We start from the raw sequence: 22,170 nt of genomic DNA on the forward strand, positions 1-22,170 counted from the left end.
ACCGGGGGCGCCTCCAGCCTGGACCAGCCTCGCCGGGTCGGCCGCGGCACACCCGCCATTAACCACCTGGCGAGACGGGAGCGCCAGCCCACACGCCGGCCGCACCGGTCAGAGGCCGCCCTCGACCCGCAGCACGCTGGTCACCGAGCGGACGATGTCCAGCCCGCGCAGCTCCCCAACGGTCGCGGCGAGCGCGGCGTCCGGCGCCACGTGGGTGACGATGACCAGCTCCGCGTCGTCGCCCCGGCCCGCGCCGGAGGTGCCGGCCGCCGCCGAGCCCTGCCGGACGGTCGCGATCGAGACGTCGTGCCGGGCGAACACCCCGGCCACCGCGGCCAGCACGCCGGGACGGTCGGTCACGTCGAGGCTGATGTGGTAGCGGGTCAGCGCCTCCCCCATCGGCCGCACCGACAGGTCGGCGTACGCGCTCTCGCTGGCCGCGCGGACCCCGGCGAGCCGGTTGCGGGCGACCGCCACCACGTCGCCGAGCACCGCGCTGGCGGTCGGCGCGCCGCCGGCGCCCCGGCCGTAGAACATCAGCTGGCCGGCCGCCTCCGCCTCGACGAAGACCGCGTTGAACGCGTCGCCGACGCCGGCCAGCGGGTGGGTCCGCGGGATCATCGCCGGGTGCACCCGCACGCTGACCGTCTCCCGGCCGGCGGCGTCCGCGCCCCGGGCCGCGATGCAGAGCAGCTTGATCGTGCAGCCCATCGCCTTCGCGCTGGCCACGTCGGCGGCGGTCACCTCGGTGATGCCCTCCCGGTGCACGTCGGCAGCGCCGACCCGGGTGTGGAAGGCCAGCGAGGCGAGGATGGCCGCCTTGGCCGCGGCGTCGAAGCCCTCCACGTCGGCGGTCGGGTCGGCCTCGGCGTACCCCAGCTCGGTCGCCTCCTCCAGCGCCTCGGCGAAGCCGGCGCCGGTGGCGTCCATGGCCGAGAGGATGAAGTTGGTGGTGCCGTTGACGATGCCGGTGACCCGGGTGATCCGGTCGCCGTGCAGCGACTCGCGCAGCGGGCGCAGCAGCGGGATGGCGCCGGCCACGGACGCCTCGTAGTAGAGATCGCCGCCGCCCTCGGCCGCCGCGTCGTGCAGTGCCGCGCCGTCCTCGGCGAGCAGCGCCTTGTTCGCGGTCACCACGCTCTTGCCGGCGCGCAGCGCCTCCACCAGCCAGCCGCGGGCCGGCTCGATGCCGCCGACCACCTCGACCACCACGTCGACGTCGTCGCGCTTGACCAGGCCGAGCGCGTCGGTGGTGAACAGCGCCGGATCGACCGGCAGGTCGCCGCGGTCGCGGCCGGGCCGACGGACGGCGATGCCGGCGATCTCGATCGGGGCGCCGATCCGGGCGGCGAGGTCGGCCGACTGCTCGTGCAGCAGCCGGACCACCTCACCACCGACCGTGCCGCAGCCGAGCAGCGCCAAGCGCACAGGTGACGTCATCCAACATCCAATGCGAGCAGGTCCTCTTCGGTCTCCCGCCGGACGATCACACGCGCCTGGCCACCGCGCACCGCGACCACCGGGGGGCGGGGCACGTGGTTGTAGTTGCTGGCCATGCTCCGGCAGTAGGCACCGGTGCCGGGCACCGCGACAAGATCTCCGGGCTGCACGTCGGCGGGCAGGAATTCATCCTTCACCACGATGTCCCCGGACTCACAATGCTTTCCCACCACGCGGGCGAGCATCGGCTCGGCGGCCGACGCCCGGGACGCCAGGGTGGCCGAGTAGGACGCGTCGTAGAGCGCGGTGCGGATGTTGTCGCTCATCCCGCCGTCGACGCTGACGTACGTCCGGATGCCGTCCACGTCCTTGACCGTGCCGACCTCGTAGAGGGTGAACACGGCCGGCCCGACGATGGCCCGGCCCGGCTCGATGGAGAGCCGGGGCACGGCCAGCCGCTCGGCCGCGCACTCCCCGTCGACGATCTTGCGCAGCCGCTTGGCCAGGTCGTGCGGCGCGGCCGGGTCGTCCTGGGTGGTGTACGCGATGCCGAAGCCGCCACCGAGGTCGAGCTCGGGCAGTTCCACCCCGCGCGCGTCACGGATCTGGGCCTGCAGGGCGAGCACCCGGCGGGCGGAGACCTCGAAGCCGCTGGCGTCGAAGATCTGCGACCCGATGTGCGAGTGCAGGCCGCGCAGCTCCAGCACGTCCTCGTCGAGGATCTTGAAGGCGGCCGCCGCGGCGGCCCCGCCGGCCAGCGAGAACCCGAACTTCTGGTCCTCGTGCGCGGTGGCGATGAACTCGTGGGTGTGCGCCTCCACGCCGACGGTGACCCGGATCAGCACCTTCGGCCGGACGCCCCGCTCGCGGGCCAACGCGCTGAGCCGGTCGATCTCGGTGAACGAGTCGACGATGATCCGCCCCACCCCGGCGTCGAGCGCCCGGGTCAGCTCGGCGACCGACTTGTTGTTGCCGTGGAAGCCGATCCGCTCCGCCGGCATCCCGGCGGCCAGCGCGGTGGCCAGCTCGCCGCCGCTGCACACGTCGAGGTGCAGGCCCTCCTCGTCGATCATCCGCACCACCGCGCGGCAGAGGAACGCCTTGCCGGCGTAGTAGACGTCGACGTCCGGGAAGGCGGCCCGGAAGTCGCGGCAGCGCGAGCGTAGGTCGTCCTCGTCCAGCACGTAGACCGGGGTGCCGAACTCGGCGGCCAGGGCGCGCACGTCCAGGCCCGCCACGGCGAGCGTGCCGTCCGCGCCGCGCGCCACGTTGCGCGGCCACAGCTGCGGCACCAGGTCGTTGACGTCGGCCGGCGTACGCAGCCAGGCCGGACCGCGGTTGCCGATGTCGCCGTGCAGCGCACCGGCCTCGTGGGCCCGCATCACTCGTCTCCGCTTCGCGACTGCGGGGCTCGCAAGCTCACTCCTCGCGCTCGCATGTCACATCCTCTCGGGCGCGGAGACGCCGAGCAGGTTGAGCCCGTTGGCGATCACCGTGCGGGTCGCGTCGTTGAGCCAGAGCCGGGCCCGGTGCAGGTCGGTGACCTCCTCGTCGCCGCGCGGCAGGATCCGGCAGTTGTCGTAGAACCGGTGGTAGGCCCCGGCGAGGTCCTCCAGGTAGCGGGCCACCCGGTGCGGCTCGCGCAGCTCGGCCGCGGTGGACACCACGGCGGGGAACTCGGCGAGCGCCTTGAGCAGCTCGTTCTCCTTCTCGTGGTCGAGCAGCTCGGGGCGGAACGCGGCCGCGTCACCCCGGGTGAGCCCGACCTCGGCGGCGTTGCGCCCGACGCTGGCCGTCCGGGCGGCCACGTACTGCACGTAGTAGACCGGGTTGTCGCGGGTGGCCCGGGTCCACAGCTCCACGTCGATGTCGATTGGCGAGTCGCTGGAGTAGCGGGCCAGCGCGTAGCGGGCGGCGTCCACCCCGATCGCGTCGACCAGGTCCTCCAGGGTGACCACCGTGCCGGCCCGCTTGCTCATCCGCATCGGGGCGCCGTCGCGGACCAGGTTGACCAGCTGGCCGATGAGGATCTCCAGGTTGCGCTCCGGGTCGTCGCCGAAGCAGGCGGCCATCGCCTTCATCCGGCCGATGTAGCCGTGGTGGTCGGCGCCGAGCATGATGACCACCCGGTCGAAGCCGCGCTCGCGCTTGTCGAGGTAGTAGGCGCAGTCGGCGGCGAAGTAGGTCCACTCGCCGTTGGACTTGCGCAGCACCCGGTCCTTGTCGTCGCCGAACTCGGTGGTGCGCAGCCAGGTGGCGCCCTCGGTCTCGAAGACGTGCCCCTGCTCCCGCAGCCGGCTCAGCGCCAGGTCGAGTTCACCCCGGTCGTGCAGGTCCTTCTCGTTGAAGTAGGTGTCGAACTCGACCCCGAAGTCGCGCAGCGACGAGCGGATCTCGTCGAACATCAGCGCCACGCCCTCGACCCGGAAGACCTCCTGGGCGGCCGCGTCGTCCAGCGTGAGCACGTCCGGCCGGCGGGCCTGGACCGCCGCGACGATCTCCCCGAGGTACGCCCCGGCGTAGCCGTCCTCCGGGGTCGGCTCGCCCCGGGCGGCGGCGAGCAGCGAGCGGGCGAACCGGTCGATCTGGGAGCCGGCGTCGTTGAAGTAGTACTCGGTGCCGACCCGGGCGCCGGTGGCGCGCAGCAGCCGACCCAGCGCGTCGCCCACGGCGGCCCAGCGGACCCCGCCGATGTGCACCGGGCCGGTCGGGTTGGCCGAGACGAACTCGAGGTTGATGCTCTGCCCGGCGAGCCGGTCGCTGCGGCCGTACTCCGGGCCGGCCTCGACGATCGAGCGGGCGAGCTGGCCGGCGGCGGCGGCGTCGAGCCGGATGTTGAGGAAGCCCGGGCCGGCGATCTCCACCGACTTGACCCCGGCGGCCCGGCCGAGCTGCTCGGCGAGGGCGGCGGCGAGCTCCCGCGGCGGGACGCCCACCTTCTTGCTGAGCTGCAACGCCAGCGTCGAGGCGTAGTCGCCGTGCTCGGGGTTGCGGGGTCGCTCCACCGCCGTCCGCTCCGGCAGGGCGGAGCGATCCAGGCCCCGCTCGGTGAAGACGGCGTGGGCTGCGGAGAGGACGACCTCGGCGAGTTCTGCGGGAGTCACCGAACCATGTTATCGGGGGTAGACTCGGTCCCCGCGGCGGCGACCCAGCATGTGAACTTCCACCGCCGGCTCCCCTGACCGACCGACCTGACGAGGCACGATGAGCATCAGCACCCCGGGCGGCGAGCAGCGCCGTCCGACCGTGGTCAGCACCGGCAAGAAGCCGGCGGCCCGGCCGGCCGCTGCCGGCAAGCCGGCCGGCGGCAAGGCCGGCTCCGGCAAGTCGACCGGTCCCCGTCCGGGCGCCGGTGGCAAGGGCCGCAAGCCGGTCACCCCGGTCAAGGTCAGCCAGGGTCGGTCCTGGGGCCCGATCGCGCTCTTCGTCGCCGTGGGCGTGCTCGCCGCGTCGATCATCGGCTACGGCGCCTGGGCGGCGTTCCAGGGCTCGAAGCCGTGGGAGGACCGGGCGGCCGACATCTCCGGCATCGTGAACTACCGCGAACTGGACAAGGAACTGGTCAAGGGCAGCAACCACCAGGCCGGCCCGATCAAGTACGAGATCAGCCCGCCGGTCGCCGGCCCGCACAACGCCTCCTGGCAGAACTGCATGGGCGACGTCTACGACGCCCCGATCGCCAACGAGCACGCGGTGCACAGCCTGGAGCACGGCACTGTGTGGATCACCTACCGGCCGGACCTGCCCGCCGACCAGGTGGCCAAGCTGCGCAGCAAGGTCGAGGGCGTGGAGAAGACCATGCTCAGCCCGTACGAGGGCCTGGACAAGCCGATCTCGCTGCAGGCCTGGGGCTACCAACTCAAGGTCGACAACGCCGACGACAGCCGGATCGACGAGTTCATCAAGACGCTGCGGGTGAACGCCTCGATCGAGGGGCCGACGGCGCTGTGCAACCAGGGCATCACCGCGACCGGCACCACGCCGCGCGACGGCGCGACGACGCCGCAGGGCTGAGGGGACGATGAGCGCACCGACCACGACCGAGACCGCGAGCCTCGGCGACCCGACCCCGCCGGAGCGTCCGGACACCGGACGCCGGTGGGGCGTGGCCGCGCTGGCTCTCGCCGTCGTGGTCGGGCTGCTCCTCGGCTACGCCGGGGGCCTGCTGACCCCCCGGCTGACCCGCCCCGGTGACGCGTCGGTGGAGGCCGGCTTCGCCCGGGACATGACCACCCACCACGCCCAGGCGGTGGAGATGGGCCTGATCGCCTTCCAGCGGGCCACCGACCCGGAGGTCCGCAGCATCGGCGGCGACATCGCCCTCGGCCAGCAGGGCGAGATGGGCGCGATGCAGTCCTGGCTGCGGTCCTGGGGGCTCGACCCGACCGGCTCGCGGCCGCCGATGTCGTGGATGCCCGACGGCGCGATGACCGTGAAGAACGGGCTGATGCCGGGGATGGCGACGCCGGAGGAGATGGCGGCGCTGCGCGCGGCCCAGGGGCGTGACCTGGACGTCCGCTTCCTGAACATGATGATCAAGCATCACCTGGGCGGCATCCACATGATCGACGCCGTGCTGGACACCACCGACGAGCCGGACGTGGTCCGCACCGCCCAGACCATGAAGAACACCCAGCAGACCGACCTCACCAACCTGCAGAACGCCCTCAAACGCCTCAACGGCTGACCACCCCCGCCCTGCCTGCCGAGCAAGAGGTTCGCGTCGTCACCGGCCCGCCGGCCGACGCGAACCTCTTGCTCGTTCTTCGACTGGGCAGGTCAGGGTAGATATGGGCGTTTAGCCCCTGTTTAGGGCGTGTGGGCGATTGCGTGGCTAAGGGAGTTTTCTCCACACATATCGTGACCAGTTGCGATTCGGGCTCGTTGCGCAGGACGTGGGGGTTGCACTCAGAGACGCGCGGCGGTCGGTCACCAGCTGGTGCCGGCGCCACACCATCGGCGGTGACGGGGCGGTGGCAGCCGCCCGTCGCGGACAGCGGCCGGGCGAGCCGGGAACGCTCAGCCGCGAACAGGAACTCGAACTGATCGACCTGCTGCGGGGCGTCCACCCCGACGAGTTCGGCCTGGACGAGGAGCTGTGGACGCGGCAGAGCCTCCAGACGCTCATCCAGCGCCGGTTCGACCTGTCGCTGGACGCCGGCGCGGTCGGGGCGTACCTGCGGGCCTGGGGGTTGGGTCCGCGGGAGCCCCGGGAGCGGGCCTGCGGGCTCTGCGTGGGCGCGGTCGAGCGGTGGGTACGCAGCGAGTACCCGGCGATCACCCGGGCGGCCCAGGAGCACCTCGCCGAGGTCTACTGGATCGGCCGGGTCCGGCTGCGCGGCACCATGCCGGCGGCCGACGTGATCTCCGCGGTCTCGTCCCGCGGCCGGGTGCGCTTCATGATCACGACACCGTCGGTCGACCCGCCACTGCCCCGCGAGTTCGTGCTCCGGCTCAGCGGCGAGGAGCAGCGGACGGTGCATCTCATTGTGGACGGCTCGTGGCCCCGCAACGAGTGGCCCCGCCGGCTGCCGCGCCGGATCGTGCTGCACCCCCTGCCGAGCTGCGGTCGCGCCGTCGCCGCCTGACCGCCGCGGACGCTCCCGTCCACCTCCCGCCGAGGCGGACGGGAGCGTCCGCGGCCCGCCGGTCACGGTCGGGCGCGATCTCGCCGACGTCGGGTGCTCCGGGCTGGTCGGGCGGCCGACGCCACGGGGACGCGTTTCCCCCGTGGCTGCGGGCACCCGCACCGAATGCGAGCCCGCTGGAGACCCCGTCCGGACCGGCGCGACGCGCGGCCCGGATACCGATTCGCCGTTCGCGGAGGAGGTTTGCTAGTCTTCTCCAGTCGCTGAGCCCCCGTAGCTCAGGGGATAGAGCACCGCCCTCCGGAGGCGGGGGCGCAGGTTCGAATCCTGCCGGGGGCACCCTTGACAATCAGCACGAAAAGGCCTCTGACCAGGGAAACCGGTCAGGGGCCTTCATCGTGCCGCGTCCGACCCTCGGTGGCTGATCGTCGTGGTGACGCTCTTCCTGGCCTGCGGGGTCGCCGTCTTCCTGTCGCCGAAGGCACATTTCGGCAGCGGCTTCGACGACCGACGGTTCGACCCGCCGCGCTACACGATCCTCCACGCCCCCGGCCACGGACGTGGAGGCGTCGCAGCGGAGCGCGGGTTTCGGAGCACCCGGGCTCTGGAGCCGGGGTGGACGCTCCGCGGGCCGACCCCCGACCTGGAGCGTGAGGACGAGCAGTGGCTGTAGGGCTCGGCAGGGCCGCCGTGCGATCGTGATGCGACTGATGCTCCTGCGTCACCTGGCTTCGGCGTCGGGCGGGGCGGGGGTACGCGGAGCGCCCACGCCCGACTCCGAACCGAGTGCCCGTCGGGGGACTAGGCGATTGCCGTCTGGGTGCGGCAGGTGTACAGGTTTCCGTTGTCGGTCTGGCACGCCGTGACGGTCACGCTCGTTCCCTCGGGGATGTTTCCCAGGTCCAGACTGCGGTTGGTGCCCGCGCCGGTGGTCAACCTGAAGCCGTTCTCGTGCCGGGTGCTGCCCTCCCACCAGGTGGCCCCCACGTAGATGCCCCGGCCGTCCGCCGTCGTGTCGTACGCGGTCAGCCTTTCGCCGTAGGCGTAGAAGGTGCCTTCACCCAGAACGACACCCTCGTCCCAGAACATGGTCCAGCAGTCCCGGCCGCCGGCGTCGTTGTACCCGGCCCGGCAACCGTAGGTGTGGTAGTCGGCGTAGGCGGCGGTGGACGTCCCTCCGACCAGCGCGGTGGCCAGCGCCGCGACGATGCCCACCCGTGCGCGAGTTCGCATGATCTCTCCTCTGTCCTTTTGCGAGAGAGCGACTCTTTCATGATCGTCGTCCCCGGTCGAAGGGTTTCCGGCAGCGACACACGCCACTGGCTCGCCCAGGGTGCCCCGCCACCCGTTCGCGCCCAGCTGCGACACCGCGTGATCCCGGTCGCCCTCGCGACGATTGACGATCAACGCGGTGGTCGTCCCACCCCCGCCACGCCCAGCGCCGGAGCCGAGTGACGCCACCCTCCGTCGAAGGCGCCGCCGGGCGCATTCCGTCCGGCGTCTGTCACCGGACCCGGGCCGTCACCGGTCGGTTGCGCCGGCCGCCGCTGGTGCTCAGCATCCGGGCCGGGATGCCGATCCGTTTCGCCAGCCCGTACGTCGTGATCGGGCTGCTGCTGACGGTCTCCTTGTAGAGCACGGCCGCCCGACCGGTGAGCAGCCACCGCCGCGGCGTGTCGTCGGGGTGGGTGAACTGGATCACCGCGTCCCGACGCCCGAGGCTGACCGGCTGGTGCAGGTAGCCGAACCGGAACGGCCGGAGCGCCTTGCCGCGCACCTGGCGGGCGATGTTCCCGGCGACGTGGGCGGCGGTCGGCAGGCCGCTCTGGCAGGTGCCGTGGAGGACGCCGTACGCCTGCCGGACCGCGGCGGCATCGCCGACGGCGTAGATCTCCGGGTGCGACACGGAGCGCAGGGTGGCGTCGGTGACGATCCGGCCGGTGTCGTCGGTGGCGATCCCGGCCTTCGTGGCCAGCGGCGCCACCCGCACCCCGGTCGTCCACAGCGTGCCGTCGGCCGGCACGACCTCGCCCCCGGCCAGTTCCACGCCCTCCGGCAGCACTCTGGCGATCTCGACACCGGCGCGGACGATCACGCCCAACCGGTCGAGCGACGCCCGCAGATAGCCGCGGGCCCGGTCGCCCATCATCGCGCCCGGCTCGCCCCGGGTCAGCAGCGTCACCGTGACGTCCGGGTAGGACTCGGCGATCTCGGCCGCCGCCTCGATTCCGGTCAGCCCACCCCCGCACACCAGGAAGGTGCTCCGGCCCGCGGCCGCGAGGTGCGCGGCCATCCGCCGCGCCTCCGCCGGGCTGTTCAGGGTGAAGGCGTGCTCGGCGCCCGGAACGCGGGCGGTGTCGGTGGCACTGCCGATCGCGTAGACGAGGGTGTCGTAGTCCAGCGCGACCTCACCGTCCGAGCCGGACACCCGGACCGTGCGCGCGGCGGTGTCGACGCCGGTCGCCCAGCCCTGGACGAAGGTGATCCCGGTGCCGGCCACCAGCTCCGGGATGCGGTGCCGCGCGAGCGCCTGCCCGGTCGCGAGCTGGTGCATCCGCAGCCGTTCGGTGAACCGCTCCCACGGGTTGACCAGGGTCACCGTCACCCGACCCCGGGCCCGGCGGGCCACGCCGAGCGCCGCCAGCATGCCGGTGTATCCGGCGCCGATAACCACGATTCGCGTCTGCCGTGTGTTCGTCATGCCCCACGGACGAGGGCGCGCCCCGGCGCGTGAGGTGGCGTGACCGGCGTCACATCCCGCCGACGGCGGTGAGTTTCTCCGGGTTGCTGACCAGATGGATCTCCCGGGCGCGCCCGTCCACCAGGTGCAGCACGATGACCGCCACCGGGGTCTCGGCGGAGTAGATGATCGCGCCGGGACCGCCGTTCACCTCCGCGATCACCACCCGCGGCGACTCCGGCATGCGTCCGGCGAACGTGACCAGCGCCCGCGCCACCAGCTCGATGCCGTCGATCGCCCTGCGCGGCGCGGGGGCCAGGCCGCCACCGTCGCAGACCAACCGGACGTCCGGCGCGAGGACCGCCATCAGGGCGGTCAGGTCGCCACCGGTGCTGGCCGCCAGGAACGACTCGGTGACCTTGCGCCGGGTCGCCCGGTCGGTGTCGTAGCGCCGGCGGCGTCTGCTCACGTGCTCGCGCGCCCGGACCGCCGTCTGGCGTACCGACTCCGGGCTCCGGTCGACGATGCCGGCGATCTCGTTGTACGCGTAGCCGAACGCCTCGTGCAGCACGAAGACCGCCCGCTCCAGCGGCGACAGCGACTCCAGGACGAGCAGCATGGCCAGCGACACCGACTCGGACCGGGCCACGTCGTCGGCGACGTCGGGCGCGGTGAGCACCGGCTCGGGCAGCCACGGCCCGACGTACGACTCGCGCCGGGCGACCGCGCTGCGCAGCCGGTCGATGGCCAGCCGGGTGGTCACCCGCACCAGGTAGCCCTCCGGGTCCTCGACCTGTTCGAGGTCGACACCGCTCCAGCGCAGCCAGGCGTCCTGCACCACGTCCTCGGCATCGCTGGCCCGGCCCAGCACCCGGTAGGCGACGGCCACCAGGAGCGGGCGGTGCTCGGCGAACACCGTGTCGTGCGGCATCGGCCCAGGATACGAAGGCGGCGCGCCACCCGTGACCCGCCAACCGGCCGCCGCCACGCCGGGACCGGCGACCGGCGACGGACCAGGGTCGCTCAGCCGGCGGCGCGGCGGGCGCGGGCCCGGCGCTTGCCCTCGTGCATGGCCTGGACCCGGGCGACCGGGATGGTGTGGCCCTCGGCGACCAGGTCCGCCGGGAGCGCCTGCGGCGCCGGCAGTTGCTCGGCCCACGGGTCGCGGTCGGCGACCAGGCCGGGCACCGTGCGGATGGTGAAGTCGGCCGGGGTGACGTCGCCCAGGTCGGCCCAGCCGACCGGGTACGACACCGGCACCCCCGGCCGCAGCCGCGGGCTGTACGCGGCCACCACCGTGGCCCCGCCGGCGCGGGTGGAGTCCACGAAGACCTTGCCGCCCCGGTCCTCGCGGATGAAGGCGGTGGTGGCCAGCGCCGGGTCGAGCCGTTCGGCGCGGGCCGCGACGGCCCGGGTCGCCGCGGCCATGTCCACCGCGGACGCGCCGGCCCGCACCGGCACGAAGACGTGCACCCCCTTGGCCCCGCTGGTCTTGACCGCCCCGGCGAGCCCGCAGTCGGCGAGCGCCTGCCGGACCAGCCGGGCGGCGGCCACCGCCAGGGCGAACGAGTCCCCCTCCGGCGGGTCGAGGTCGAGCACCAGGTGCGTGGGCCGGTGCAGGTCGGCCACGGTGGCCAGGGTGGGGTGGTACTCGATCGCCCGCTGGTTGGCGAACCAGAGCAGGGTACGGCGATCGTCGCAGAGCGCGTACGAGACCTCGCGGTGCGACGCCTCGGCCCACACCGAGGTGCGGCGCACCCAGTCCGGGGTGTACTTCGGCAGGTTCTTCTGCATGAACGGCGCCTGCCCGCGCAGCGCCCGGATCACCGACAGCGGGCGGTCCCGCAGCTGCGGCAGCAGCCGGTCGCGGACCGCGTCGAGGTAGTCGACCAGGTCCCGCTTGGTCGCGTCGGCCCCGTCGAACAGCGCCTGGTCCAGATTGGTCAGCGCCACCCCGGCTCGGTTCTCGTCAGCCCCGCTCATCAGCTCACCTTCCCGGCCCGGCGCCCGGCGGTCAACCGGACGCGGCGGGGCGGGTCACCCGAACGGGTCCGCGCCGGCCCGCACCGCCGCCAGCAGTTCGGCGGTACGCGCCGCGACGGCCGCGTGCAGGTGGTGGCCGTAGCTCACCCGGGCCACCCCGAGCGCGGCCAGCCCGGCCGGCGCCGCGGTACCCGGACCGGCGAGCACGTTCACCGGCCCGCCCACCGCGTCGACGAAGCTGCGCACCTCGGCGGGCTCGGCGAGCCGGATCGGGTAGACGCAGTCCGCGCCGGCGGCCAGGTAGCGCCGGCCCCGGCGGACCGCCTCGGCCAACCGTTCGGCCGGATCCCCGGCCGGCTGGAGGAAGACGTCCACCCGGGCGTTGAGCACCACCGGCACCCCCGCCGCGTCCGCCGCGGCCCGCACCTCGGCCAGCAGGTCGGCCTGCGCGCCGACGTCGACCAGCACCCCGGTACGCGGGTCGGAGTCCTCCAGGTTCAGCCCCACCGCGCCGGCGGCGAGCAGCCGCTCGACCAGTTCGGCCGGGCGTAGCCCGTACCCCCGCTCCAGGTCGGCGGTGACCGGGACGGCGACCGCCCGGGCGATCCGGGCGACCGCGGCGAACAGCTCGTCGACCGGGGTGGTCTCGCCGTCGGTGTGGCCGAGCGACTCGGCGACGGCGGCGCTGCTGGTCGCCACGGCCGGGAAACCGGCGGCGGCCACGGCCCGGGCCGAGCCGGCGTCCCAGGCGTTGGGCAGGATCAGCGGGTCACCGGGGCGGTGCAGCGCGCGCAGCGCCGCCGCCCGACCCGTCGGGGTGGCGGTCATGCGCCGATTCTCGACCCGTCGGCGGCCCGCTCTAAGCTCCAATTCCGTGCCGATGGACTGGGCCGCTTTCGGGGTCGACCTGCACCTGGAGCTGGACGCGACGGCCGGCCGCCGGGCCGGGCTGGAACGCGCGCTCCGGGAGGCGATCCGGGACGGGCGGCTGGCCCCGGCCACCCGGCTGCCCGCCACCCGCACCCTCGCCGCCGAGCTGGGCCTGTCCCGGGGCACGGTCAGCGCGGCGTACGACCAACTGGTCGCCGAGGGCTGGCTGGTGGCCCGGGTGGGCGCCGGCACCGAGGTGAGCCCGCTGCTGCGCGCCGCGCCCCCGCCGGCCGCCGCCCCGCCGGGCCCGGCCGCGCCCCGCCACGACCTGCGCCCGGGCAGCCCCGACGTGGCCGCCTTCCCGGTGACCGCCTGGCTGCGCGCGACCCGGCGGGCGCTGGCCGCCGCCCCGGCGACCGCCTACGGCTACGGCGACCCGCGCGGGCGGATCGAGCTGCGCAGCGCGCTCGCCGGCTACCTGGGCCGGGCCCGGGGGGTGCTGGCCGACCCCGACCGGATCGTCGTCACCACCGGGTACGTGCAGGCGCTGGCGTTGCTGGTCGGCGTGCTGCGCGACGCGGGCCGGCCGGTGCTGGCGATGGAGGACCCGGGGCTCGCCTTCCACCGGGAGGTGGCCCGCCGGCACGGCGGCACCGTGCTGCCGCTGCCGGTCGACGACCGCGGCGCCCGCACCGACCTGCTCGGCGCCGGCGAGCTGGCCGGGGTGGCCGCCGCGGTGGTCACCCCGGCCCACCAGTACCCGACCGGGGTGACCCTGGCGCCCGAGCGCCGGCACGCGCTGACCCGCTGGGCGCGGGACCGGGACGCGCTGGTGGTCGAGGACGACTACGACGGCGAGTTCCGCTACGACCGGCAGCCGGTGGGTGCGGTGCAGGGCACCGCACCCGAGCAGGTGGCCTATGTGGGCACCGCCGCCAAGACCCTCGGGCCGGCGCTGCGGCTGGCCTGGCTGGTGCTGCCCGCCCGGCTGGTCGAGCCGGTGGTGGAGGCGAAGCGGCACCTGGACCTGCACTCGGAGACGATCGGCCAGCTGGCGCTCGCCGACCTGATCACCGGTCACGGCTACGACCGGCAGATCCGGGCGGTCCGCCGGCACTACCGCCGCCGCCGCGACCTGCTGCTCGACCGGCTCGCCGGCGGGCGGTACCGGGTGGGTGGCGTCTCCGCCGGCCTGCACGCGCTGCTGCACCTGCCGCCGGACGGCCCCGGCGAGGCGGAACTGCTGGCCGGGGCGGCGCGGCACGGGCTGGCCCTGGGCGGCCTGGCCGCCCACCGGCACCGCCCGGGTAGCTACCCACCGGGCCTGGTGGTCGGCTACGCCACCCCGCCCGGCCACGCCTACTCCGCCGCCCTCGACGCGCTGCTCGCCGTCCTGCACGCCGCCGAGCCGAGCTGATCCCGCGCCCCAGTCCCCCGCGATCTTGCACTTGCGGTCCTCAGTTAGCGACCTTCGTCCGAGATGCCGGGGCGCGAAGTGCAAGATCGCGGGGGTCCGCCGGGTCCGGGCCGGGCCGCGGCGGCGGGGCGGGTCGGCGGGTCAGGGTGGCGACCGCGACCAGGAGGGCGGCGGTGACCAGGGCGGCGGCCACGCCGAAGGCGGTCCGGTAGCCGGCCGCCAGGGCGGCGGTCTCGGCCCAGCCGGCGGAGCGCAGGCCGTCGGTACGGGTGGCGGCCAGGGTGGCGAGCGCGGCCAACCCGAGCGCGCCGCCGACCTGCTGGGTGGTGTTGACCAGCCCCGACGCGAGGCCGGCGTCGGCCTCGGCGGCGCCGGCCATGGCCAGCGTGGTCACCGCCGGCAGGGTCAGCCCGCCGGCGGCGCCGAAGACCAGCAGCGCGGGGAGCACGTCGACCGGGTAGCTGCCGTCGACCGGCAGCCGGGACAGCAGCAGGAACCCGACCACGGCGAGCGCCAGCCCGGTGAGCAGCACGGCCCGGGCGCCGAACCGGGCCATCAGCCGGCCGGCGAGGCCGAGCGAGACCACCGCGATCATCACCGGGGTGGGCAGGAAGGCCAGCCCGGTGGCGGACGCGTCCAAACCGAGCACCAGCTGGAGGTCCAGGGCGAGCAGGAACTGGAAGCCGAAGAACGCGGCGACCATGAGGAACTGGACAGTGTTCGCGGCGACCAGGTCGGGCGCGCGGAGCAGCCGGGGCGGCAGCAAGGGGGTGGCGGTCGTCCGCTGCCGGAGCGCGAAGCCGCCGAGCAGGGCGGCGGCGAGCCCGGCCGCGCCGAGCGTGCGGGCCGAGGTCCAGCCGTGCTCGCCGGTGCCGACGATCGCCAGCACGGCGGCCATCAGCCCGGCGGTGACCAGCACCGCGCCGAGCAGGTCCAGGCCGGCGCGCAGCCCGACGCCCCGGTCCGGCGCGATCCGGCGCACCGCGGCGACCAGGATGACCAGGCCGATCGGCAGGTTGATCAGGAAGATCGCGGGCCAGCCGGCGAGGTCGGTGAGCACGCCGCCGGCCAGCATGCCGATCGAGGAGCCGGCGGCCCCGGTGAAGCTGAACACCGCGATCGCCCGGGCCCGCTCGGCCGGCTCGGGAAAGAGCCGGACGATCATGCCGAGGCTCACCGCCATGGTGAGCGCCCCGCCCACCCCCTGGGCGAAGCGGGCGGCGACCAGCACCGCCGGCCCGGTCGCCACCGCGCAGAGCAGCGAGGCCAGGGTGAACAGCGCCACGCCGGCGAGGAAGACCTGCCGGCGGCCGAGCAGGTCGCCGAGCCGCCCGGCGAGCAGCAGCAGCCCGCCGAAGGCGACCAGGTAGGCGTTGACCACCCAGGCCAGCCCGGTGGCGGTGAAGCCGAGGTCGCGCTGGATCGCGGGAAGCGCCACCGCGACGATGCTGCCATCCAGGATGATCATGAGGCTGCCGGCGCAGAGCACCAGCAGCGCCGGCCAGCGGGACGGGACGGGACGGGTCATCGGGATCCCCCTAGGTGCATGGTTTGTTACCGATGCCATCCTCTGTGACTATGAGGCGGAGCGTAAGGAGGCACTTTGATGTCCCAGGGGAACAGCGATGTGTCCGTGAGCGACGACCTCGGCCAGGCGTGCGCCGCCGGCGCCGAACCGTTCACCCCCGGGCAGGCCAGGGCGTGCACCGTCCGTGAGGTGCTCGACCGGGTGGGCGGCAAGTGGAGCATCGGCATCCTGGTCGCGGCCTCCCAGGGCCCGGTGCGCTTCACCGAGCTGGAGCGCTGCGTGGAGGGGATCAGCCGGCGGATGCTCACGCTGACCCTGCGCAACCTGGAGCGGGACGGGCTGCTGCACCGCCGGGTGTACCCGACGGTGCCGCCGAAGGTGGAGTACACCGCCACCCCGATGGCCCTGGAGCTCTACGAGTCGCTGGTCAGCCTCACCAGCTGGGCCGAGCGGCACCGCACGGCGATCGCCGAGGCGCGGGCGGCGTACGACCGGGAGCACGGCGCCCCGAGCTGAGCCGGCGGCGACGGGCGGGCCGGTGCGGTGGCGAGCCGAACCGGCGGCCTGTGGCGAACGCCACCGGATCGATCTGACCGATCGGTCAGCATCTGACCGATCGGTCAGGCATGCTGGTTCGGGGGGTGACCGGCATGGCGCGGGTGGTACCGGAGACGCGGGACGAGATCCTGGCCGCGGCGGCGCGGCGGTTCGCGGTCAGCGGCTACCGGGGCACCTCGCTACAGGACATCGCCGGCGAGGTCGGCTGCTCCAAGGCGGCAGTGCTCTACCACTTCGCCAACAAGGACGCCATCCTCACCGAGCTGATGGCTCCGGCGATCGGGATGCTCCAGGCGCTCGACGAGCGGATCGCCGCGCACAGCGGCGCGGCCGCCCAGCGGGTGGCCGGCGAGGGCTTCGTCGATCTCGCGGTCCGGTTCCGGCGCGAGATCGCCCTGCTCCGGGGGGAGTTCCCGGAGCTGCTCCAGCAGCCGGCCTTCGCGCACATCCAGCGGATCTCGGAGCGGCTGATCGAGGCGCTCGCCGGGCACCCGGAGCGCCCCGCCGCCCGGATCGCGGCGCTGGTGGTGCTCGCCGGCATCTCCGAGGCGTGCGGCGAGTTCGCCGACATCCCCGACGAGGAACTGCGCCCGGCGCTGCTGGCGCTCGTCCGGCGGGCGTTGGAGCCCGTCGACTGACTCGTTCCCAACCATCCACGAGACGAGGACAAGGAACTCATGGCCACCCTGCTCTACCGGCTCGGTCGGGGCTCGATGCGCCGGCGGCGACTCGTCGCGGCGATCTGGCTCGTCGTGCTCGTCGGTCTCGGCCTGGCCGCCGGGACCCTGCGCGGCCCGATCGCCGACAACTTCACCATGCCCGGCACGGAATCCCAGCAGGCCCTCGACCTGCTCGCCGAGCAGTTCCCGGCGGCCAGCGGCGCGACCGGCACCATCGCCGTCAAGGCGCCGGCCGACGGCGCGCTCGGCGGCCCACAGGGGCAGGCCGTGGTGAAGGAGCTCACCCAGGAGGCCGCGACGCTGCCCGGCGTGGTCGGCGCCGTCGACCCGTTCCAGGTCGGGGCGGTCTCCCCCGACGGCCGGTACGCGCTGGTCCAGGTGCAGTTCGCCACCGGCGCCGACGAGGTGACCGACGCCCAGCGCGACGCGTACGAGAAGGTCGGCGAGCGGGTCGAGGCCCAGGGCTGGGAGGTCGCGCCCGGCGGCGAGGTGCTCAGCAGCGTGCCGGAGGTCGGCTCGACCGAGGCGATCGGTGTGGCGGTCGCCGCGATCGTCCTGGTGGTCACGTTCGGCTCGCTGGTGGCGGCCGGGATGACGATGCTCAACGCGCTGATCGGCGTGGGCGTCGGCATGGCCGGCCTCTTCGCCATCAGCAGCGTGGTCGACCTGAGCAGCACCGCCCCGATCCTCGCCCTGATGCTCGGCCTCGCGGTCGGCATCGACTACTCGCTGTTCATCACCTCGCGCTACCGGCAGAACCTGATCGAGGGGCTGCCACCGGACGAGGCGGTGGGCCGCGCGGTGGGCACCGCCGGATCGGCCGTGCTCTTCGCCGGCGCCACCGTGGTCATCGCGCTGGCCGGCCTGGCCGTGGTGAACATCCCGTTCCTGACCGTCATGGGTCTGGCCGCCGCCGCCACGGTCACCGTCGCCGTGCTGGTCGCGATCACTCTCCAGCCCGCCCTGCTCGGCTTCGCCGGCCCCCGGGTGCTCCCCCGCAAGCTGCGCGCCGCGGTGTCGGCCGGGGAGCGGGCGGACGACGCCGGGACCCGGGCGGACGCCCTCGCCGGGGCCGCCGAGGACCGGTCCGGCTTCGGCTTCCGCTGGGCGCGCGCCGTGACCCGGTTCCGGGTGCCGGTGATCCTGGTCGGGCTGCTCGGGCTGGGCCTGCTCGCGCTGCCCGCGCCGGACATGCGGCTGGCCCTGCCCGACGCGGGCACCGCGCCGGCCGGCTCGCCCGCCCGGACGTCGAACGACCTGATCACCGAGGGCTTCGGGCCGGGGTTCACCGGCCGGCTCGCGGTGGTGGTCGCCGGGGACGACCAGCAGGCCACGTCGGCCGCGATCCCGCAGGTTACCGCGCTGCTCCAGCGCACCGACAACGTCCTCGCGGTGGCCCCGCCGCAGCTCAGCCCGGACGGCCGCACCGCACTGCTCGGCGTGGTGCCGAAGACGGGACCGACCGACGAGGCCACCGAGACCCTGGTCAACGACGTACGCGGCTCGGTGGGCGAGTTCCGTGACGTGGACGTGCTGCTGACCGGCGCGACCGCCATCGGCATCGACGTCTCCGAGAAGCTCTCCGACGCCCTGCCGGTCTACCTGCTGCTGGTGGTCGGGCTCTCGGTGCTGCTGCTGATGCTCGTCTTCCGTTCGCTGCTGGTGCCGGTCAAGGCCGCGCTGGGCTTCCTGCTCACGGTGGCCGCCACGTTCGGCATCACGGTGGCGGTGTTCCAGCAGGGTCACCTCGCCGACCTGGTCGGCCTGGACACGCCCGGTCCGCTGGTCAGCTTCCTGCCGATCCTGCTGATCGGCATCCTGTTCGGCCTGGCGATGGACTACGAGGTCTTCCTGGTCTCCCGGATGCGGGAGGACTTCGTGCACGGCGACACCGCGCAGCAGGCCACCATCAACGGGATGGGGCACGGGGCCCGGGTGGTCACCGCCGCCGCGCTCATCATGATCTCGGTCTTCGGCGGCTTCGTGTTCCTCGACGACCCGGTGATCAAGTCGATGGGCTTCGCGCTCGCGGTGGGCGTGGCCATCGACGCGTTCGTGGTGCGGATGACCATCGTGCCCGCGGTGATGTCCCTGCTCGGCCGGGGCGCCTGGTGGCTGCCGCGCTGGCTGGACCGGGCCCTGCCGAACGTGGACATCGAGGGCGAGGGCCTGCGCGCCCACCTGGCCGAGCCCGCCCCGGCCGCCCCCCGCGGCTGACCCCGTGCGGCCCCGCGCCGCCACCCTGGAAATGGCCACTCTTTCGCCGAGAGAGTGGCCATTTCGCACCCCGAAGCCACTGATTCGGTGAATCCGCGGCGCGCGGCCGGGTGCTGCCGGGGACGCGGCGGCGTGGGGCCGGCGGTCGGCACGGGGGCGGGGTGAGGGCGGCGGGGGTCAGCCGCGGGCCGCGCGTTCCAGGTCGGCCGGGGTGCCGGCCATGATGGTCCGGGCGTGCCGGGCCACCTGCTCCACCGGCCAGTCCCACCAGGCCAGGTCGAGCAGCCGCCGTACGTCGTCCGCGTCGAAGCGCCGCCGGATCAGCCGCGCCGGGTTCCCGCCGACCACCGTGTACGGCTCGACGTCGGCGGTCACCACCGAGCCGGCCGCGATGATCGCCCCGTCGCCGATCCGCACGCCCGGCATCACCAGGCAGCCGTAGCCGAACCAGACGTCGTTGCCGACCACCGTGTCGCCCCGGCTCGGCATGCCCATGGCGAGATCCAGCGTGGCGTCCCGCCAGGCGCCCTCGAACATGGCGAACGGGAAGGTGGAGACCCCGACCGTCGGGTGGGCGCCGCCGGCCATCAGGAACCGGGTGCCGGCGGCGATGGCGCAGTACCGCCCGATGACCAGCCGCTCCGGCCCGTACGCGTAGAGCACGTTGGTGCGCTCGAAGTCGTCCGGGCCGGCGGGGTCGTCGTAGTAGGTGAACTCCCCCACCTCGATGGTCGGCGAGGTGACCACGGGCTTGAGGAAGGCGACCCGGTCGAAGCCGGGCAGCGGGTGGCGGGTCATCGGGTCCGGGATGGCGGCGGTCATGCGACTCCTCTCCGCGCGGGGCGCGGCGTGTACGTAAACGCAACTCTGGTTGCGATAACATCAGCATGCCACCGTCCGCGTCGTAATGCAACTGGAGTTGCTTTTGCCTGCCGACCACGCCGATCACACCGACCACGCCGAGCACGCCGAGCACGGGGATCGCCCTGATCGCGCCACCCGCCCCGGCGGCCGTACCGCCCGGGTCCGGGCCGCCGTCCGCGCGGCGACCCTGGCGGAACTGGGTGAGAAGGGCTACCAGGGGCTGACCGTCGAGGCGGTCGCCGAACGCTCCGGGGTCCACAAGACCACCGTCTACCGGCGGTGGGGCAACGTGGAGGGGCTGATCGCCGACGCCCTGGAGCTGGCCAGCGGCGAACCGTGGCCGGTGCCGGACACCGGCGCCCTGGACACCGACCTGCGGGCGCTCACCCGGGAGGTGCTGGCCGGCTTCACCGACCCGGAGAGCGGGCCGGTCGCCACCGCCTTCGTCTCGGCGGCGGTGCAGAACCCGGCCGCCGCGCGCGCCCTGCACGCCTTCTTCGCCGCCCGGCACGAACAGTCCGCGCCGGTGGTGCGGCGCGCGATGGCGCGGGGCGAACTGCCCGCCGACACCGATCCCGCCGAGGTGGTCCGGGTGGCCGTCGCCCCGCTCTACTACCGGCTCTTCGTCAGCGGCGAGCCGGTCGACGCGGCGGTGGCCGACCGGGCCGCCGACGCCGCGCTGGCCGCCGCCCGGGCCGGCGCGCTGCGCGCCGCGCCCCCGCCGGCCGGATCGTCCGCCGGGTAGCCGCCGGAGGTGGGGTCCGCCCGGTCAGACGCCGGCCGGGTAGGTCTCCATCTCGCCCGGCGCGCTCAGCGCGGGCAACGGGTGCAGGGCGGTCGCCTCGTCGCACCAGATGAACGCGTCGTACCGCTGGCCCAGCCGGGTCGGCACGTAGTTGCCCCACGACTCGAAGGACGGGTCGTAGACCACCCCGATCGCCCGGTGGTCCACCGAGTCGGTGACCCAGCCGGGCTGGTCGTCCCCACCGAAGACCAGCACCGCCCGCTCCGGCAGCAGCTCGTGCAGCCGCCGCTCGATCGATCCGGCGCGGGCCGGCGGCACCACCATCGCCTCGGCCGGCGAGCCCCAGCGGGGCGCGGCGACCACGGTGCCCCGGTAGCTGCCGAAGCCGACCAGCACCACCGCGTCGGCGCCGTGCCGCTCCCGGCCCAGCTGGCCGATGTTGACCATCCCGTCGGCGGCCATGTCGGTGGCCCGGGCGTCGCCGACGTGGGTGTTGTGCGCCCAGACGATGCCCCGGGCGTCCGGACCATAGCGCTCCAGCAGCCGGTCCAGGGTGTCCGCCATGTGGATGTCCCGGATGTTCCAGGACTCCGGGCCGCCGGCGACCATCGCCCGGTAGTAGCGCTCGGCGCCGGCCATCACCTCGGCGTTCTGCCAGGCCGAGAAGCTGTCCGCGCCGTCCGTGGCGGCCTGCTCCCGGGTCCGCGCGAGCAGCCGCACCACCTCGTCCTCGCACCGGGCGGAGACGAACCGGCTGGCCGCCCCGTACTCCTCGACCCGCTTGCCGTACGGCTCGAAGCAGCGGTACGCGTCCTGCGCCGCCTCCAGCGACGCCGGGTCCTCCTCGCCCAGGTAGTCGAAGATCGCCTGCATCGACTCCCACAGGCTGTAGACGTCCAGGCCGTGGAAGCCGGCCCGGGCCGGCTCGGGGCGCTCCAGGTTCCACGCCCGCAGCCACCGGCAGAAGCGGGCCACCTCGGCGTTCGCCCACATCCAGGTCGGCCAGCGCTCGAAGCGATCCAGCGCGGCCACCGGCTCGGCGGCGCCGCCCGGCGCGCCGGTGACCGAACGGTGCACCCGGTCGCAGTCCGGCCAGTCCCCCTCCACGGCCACGAAGGAGAACCCGCACTCGGCGATCAACCGCCGGGTGAGCTGCTCACGGAGCCGGTAGTAGTCGTAACTGCCGTGGGTCGCCTCGCCGATCATCACTATCCGGGCGTCCCGGACGCGTTCCAGCAACGGGTCGAAGTCGCTCGGTGCGCCGAGCCGCTGAACCAGCATGTGAGCGGCTACCCGGCGGGTCGGGCGGGCAAACCGCCCGGCCAGCCGCCCGGCCGGTGGTGTGTCGGGCCCCTGGCCGGGTAGGCGGCGGACATGACCGTCACCGGGGTGCAGTTGCAGGAGTACCTGGCCGGGCTCGACTACCCGGTCTCCCGCGAGGACCTGGTCCGCTGGGGTCAGGAGAACGGGGCCAGCACCGAGATGCTCCAGATGCTGCGGGCGCTGCCGGCGGAGCAGTTCGACGACCCGGCCGAGCTCAGCGAGGCGCTGAACACGCTGGCCTGACGCCGGCCGGCCCCACGACGTGCCCGTGGGGCCG

At 74.2% G+C, this 22,170-nt stretch carries 20 protein-coding genes and 1 tRNA gene; 10 read left to right on the plus strand and 11 right to left on the minus strand.

The window, feature by feature from the left end; translation table 11 throughout:
• Positions 1-108: 108 nt before the first annotated feature.
• Genes Q3W71_RS11230 through argS form a run of 3 tightly spaced genes read right to left on the minus strand, consistent with a single transcriptional unit; the run spans position 109 to position 4,544 of the window.
• Positions 109-1,428, minus strand: coding sequence for a homoserine dehydrogenase (locus Q3W71_RS11230; protein ID WP_302919671.1), 1,320 nt, complete (start codon positions 1,426-1,428; stop codon positions 109-111).
• Positions 1,429-1,436: 8 nt separating this feature from the next.
• Complete coding sequence (lysA, locus tag Q3W71_RS11235) at positions 1,437-2,822, minus strand: diaminopimelate decarboxylase (protein WP_302919237.1); 1,386 nt, start codon at positions 2,820-2,822, stop codon at positions 1,437-1,439.
• A 57-nt stretch (positions 2,823-2,879) separates the two neighbouring features.
• Entirely contained in the window at positions 2,880-4,544 is a 1,665-nt protein-coding gene (argS, locus tag Q3W71_RS11240; RefSeq protein WP_302919238.1) for an arginine--tRNA ligase, read from the minus strand.
• A gap of 100 nt (positions 4,545-4,644) precedes the next feature.
• Here argS and Q3W71_RS11245 point away from each other — a divergent pair, with 100 nt between their 5' ends.
• The 4 genes from Q3W71_RS11245 (at position 4,645) to Q3W71_RS11260 (ending at position 7,367) form a co-directional block, all read left to right on the plus strand.
• Positions 4,645-5,454, plus strand: a complete 810-nt coding sequence (locus tag Q3W71_RS11245) for a DUF3105 domain-containing protein (RefSeq protein ID WP_302919239.1) — start codon at positions 4,645-4,647, stop codon at positions 5,452-5,454.
• A 7-nt stretch (positions 5,455-5,461) separates the two neighbouring features.
• Positions 5,462-6,127: a DUF305 domain-containing protein gene (locus Q3W71_RS11250; RefSeq protein ID WP_302919240.1), complete on the plus strand. Its 666-nt coding sequence runs from the start codon at positions 5,462-5,464 to the stop codon at positions 6,125-6,127.
• Positions 6,128-6,335: 208 nt separating this feature from the next.
• Positions 6,336-7,028 carry a winged helix-turn-helix domain-containing protein gene (locus tag Q3W71_RS11255; protein WP_088992174.1) on the plus strand — a complete coding sequence of 231 codons (693 nt, stop codon included), beginning with the start codon at positions 6,336-6,338 and terminating at the stop codon, positions 7,026-7,028.
• A gap of 267 nt (positions 7,029-7,295) precedes the next feature.
• Positions 7,296-7,367: transfer RNA gene (locus Q3W71_RS11260), tRNA-Arg, on the plus strand.
• A gap of 462 nt (positions 7,368-7,829) precedes the next feature.
• On the opposite strand, the gene Q3W71_RS11265 is transcribed toward Q3W71_RS11260, so the two are convergent.
• From Q3W71_RS11265 to Q3W71_RS11285, 5 genes are all read right to left on the minus strand, one after another.
• Complete coding sequence (locus Q3W71_RS11265; protein ID WP_302919241.1) at positions 7,830-8,261, minus strand: hypothetical protein; 432 nt, start codon at positions 8,259-8,261, stop codon at positions 7,830-7,832.
• A gap of 271 nt (positions 8,262-8,532) precedes the next feature.
• A complete protein-coding gene (locus Q3W71_RS11270) occupies positions 8,533-9,702 on the minus strand; it encodes an NAD(P)/FAD-dependent oxidoreductase (protein ID WP_302919242.1) in 1,170 nt (389 codons plus the stop codon).
• A gap of 76 nt (positions 9,703-9,778) precedes the next feature.
• Positions 9,779-10,639: an RNA polymerase sigma factor SigJ gene (gene sigJ, locus Q3W71_RS11275; RefSeq protein WP_302919243.1), complete on the minus strand. Its 861-nt coding sequence runs from the start codon at positions 10,637-10,639 to the stop codon at positions 9,779-9,781.
• A 92-nt stretch (positions 10,640-10,731) separates the two neighbouring features.
• A complete protein-coding gene (ligD, locus tag Q3W71_RS11280; protein ID WP_302919244.1) occupies positions 10,732-11,691 on the minus strand; it encodes a non-homologous end-joining DNA ligase in 960 nt (319 codons plus the stop codon).
• 54 nt (positions 11,692-11,745) lie between these two features.
• Complete coding sequence (locus tag Q3W71_RS11285) at positions 11,746-12,519, minus strand: isocitrate lyase/phosphoenolpyruvate mutase family protein (protein WP_302919245.1); 774 nt, start codon at positions 12,517-12,519, stop codon at positions 11,746-11,748.
• Between the two features lie 52 nt (positions 12,520-12,571).
• Here Q3W71_RS11285 and Q3W71_RS11290 point away from each other — a divergent pair, with 52 nt between their 5' ends.
• On the plus strand, positions 12,572-13,978 hold the full coding sequence (locus Q3W71_RS11290) for a PLP-dependent aminotransferase family protein (RefSeq protein WP_302919672.1): 1,407 nt from the start codon (positions 12,572-12,574) through the stop codon (positions 13,976-13,978).
• A gap of 40 nt (positions 13,979-14,018) precedes the next feature.
• Here the strand turns inward: Q3W71_RS11290 and Q3W71_RS11295 are convergent, their stop codons facing one another.
• Positions 14,019-15,506, minus strand: a complete 1,488-nt coding sequence (locus Q3W71_RS11295) for an MFS transporter (protein WP_302919246.1) — start codon at positions 15,504-15,506, stop codon at positions 14,019-14,021.
• Positions 15,507-15,581: 75 nt separating this feature from the next.
• Between Q3W71_RS11295 and Q3W71_RS11300 the strand changes: the two genes are divergently transcribed.
• The 3 genes from Q3W71_RS11300 (at position 15,582) to Q3W71_RS11310 (ending at position 18,961) form a co-directional block, all read left to right on the plus strand.
• Positions 15,582-16,022 (plus strand): helix-turn-helix domain-containing protein, encoded by a 441-nt coding sequence (locus Q3W71_RS11300; RefSeq protein WP_302919247.1) that lies wholly within the window; start codon positions 15,582-15,584, stop codon positions 16,020-16,022.
• Positions 16,023-16,156: 134 nt separating this feature from the next.
• Positions 16,157-16,702 carry a TetR/AcrR family transcriptional regulator gene (locus Q3W71_RS11305; protein ID WP_302919248.1) on the plus strand — a complete coding sequence of 182 codons (546 nt, stop codon included), beginning with the start codon at positions 16,157-16,159 and terminating at the stop codon, positions 16,700-16,702.
• A gap of 39 nt (positions 16,703-16,741) precedes the next feature.
• Positions 16,742-18,961, plus strand: a complete 2,220-nt coding sequence (locus tag Q3W71_RS11310; RefSeq protein WP_302919249.1) for an MMPL family transporter — start codon at positions 16,742-16,744, stop codon at positions 18,959-18,961.
• 177 nt (positions 18,962-19,138) lie between these two features.
• On the opposite strand, the gene Q3W71_RS11315 is transcribed toward Q3W71_RS11310, so the two are convergent.
• Positions 19,139-19,783, minus strand: coding sequence for a CatB-related O-acetyltransferase (locus tag Q3W71_RS11315; protein ID WP_302919250.1), 645 nt, complete (start codon positions 19,781-19,783; stop codon positions 19,139-19,141).
• Positions 19,784-19,868: 85 nt separating this feature from the next.
• On the opposite strand from Q3W71_RS11315, the gene Q3W71_RS11320 reads away from it, so the two are divergent.
• On the plus strand, positions 19,869-20,570 hold the full coding sequence (locus tag Q3W71_RS11320) for a TetR/AcrR family transcriptional regulator (RefSeq protein WP_302919251.1): 702 nt from the start codon (positions 19,869-19,871) through the stop codon (positions 20,568-20,570).
• Positions 20,571-20,594: 24 nt separating this feature from the next.
• On the opposite strand, the gene Q3W71_RS11325 is transcribed toward Q3W71_RS11320, so the two are convergent.
• Entirely contained in the window at positions 20,595-21,851 is a 1,257-nt protein-coding gene (locus Q3W71_RS11325) for an erythromycin esterase family protein (protein ID WP_302919252.1), read from the minus strand.
• Positions 21,852-21,944: 93 nt separating this feature from the next.
• On the opposite strand from Q3W71_RS11325, the gene Q3W71_RS11330 reads away from it, so the two are divergent.
• On the plus strand, positions 21,945-22,136 hold the full coding sequence (locus tag Q3W71_RS11330) for a DUF2795 domain-containing protein (RefSeq protein ID WP_302919253.1): 192 nt from the start codon (positions 21,945-21,947) through the stop codon (positions 22,134-22,136).
• Positions 22,137-22,170: the final 34 nt, after the last annotated feature.

The organism is Micromonospora sp. C28SCA-DRY-2 (genome assembly GCF_030519475.1).
In the GTDB taxonomy this organism is placed as follows: domain Bacteria; phylum Actinomycetota; class Actinomycetes; order Mycobacteriales; family Micromonosporaceae; genus Micromonospora.